Consider the following 693-nt stretch of genomic DNA (forward strand, 5'->3'; position numbering starts at 1 on the left):
CTCAATGAGTGGCGCCAGCACCTTCCATTGCGCATCCGTCAGAACTCGTGGCCTGCTTTCTTCAATCATTCCAGGTAGATGGGGCAATACTCAGGGACTGACAGGCCCTAGCTGCAGCCTGCCGGCTGCGGTTCCACCCGGGCCGCGATAGCGTCAGGCTGTCCGCTGCGACCTTTACTGGCGCGGCATTTGACCGCGGACGGTCCCGTTCCATCGTCATGGCTTGAGGACGGTCATGCTGAATGGCCCCGCATGCGCGATGGCGACATTCGCCTCGCCCAGCGGGAACTCCGCAACGTCGAACTGGTCGAGCGACAGCAGGCCGGCGCGAACCAGCGCGGCTAGCCGCGTCGCTGCCTCGGGCGGGCACATCCACTGGCCGAGGATGCGGATGCAGTCCCGCATGATCCAGGGGTAGGGCAGCTCAAGCCCCGGGCCGCCCAGCATGCCGACACCGCCCATCAGCACTACCCGGCCATAGGGACGGACCGCCATGATAGTGGCCCGCGCCGCGGTGGTGGGCGCCGAGAGCGGCAGCAGGTCGAGCACGCAGTCGATCCCGCCCGGGGCCGCCTGCCGCATCCGCTAGTGCACTGACGCAGACGGGCGATTCACGCACCTGCTGAGGCATGCCAGGCTGGGCGAATGGCCCAGGATGTATGCGTCATTGTCGATGCTGGTGATCGTGTCCGA

General features: G+C 66.5%; 1 protein-coding gene. It reads right to left on the minus strand.

What is annotated here, in order from left to right; all coding sequences use genetic code 11:
- Nucleotides 1-216 precede the first annotated feature (216 nt).
- Entirely contained in the window at nt 217-582 is a 366-nt protein-coding gene (locus E2C06_RS36815; protein WP_133293429.1) for a hypothetical protein, read from the minus strand.
- Between the last annotated feature and the right edge of the window lie 111 nt (nt 583-693).

It is taken from the genome of Dankookia rubra, from assembly GCF_004355005.1.
GTDB classification, from domain to species: Bacteria; Pseudomonadota; Alphaproteobacteria; order Acetobacterales; family Acetobacteraceae; genus Paracraurococcus; species Paracraurococcus ruber_A.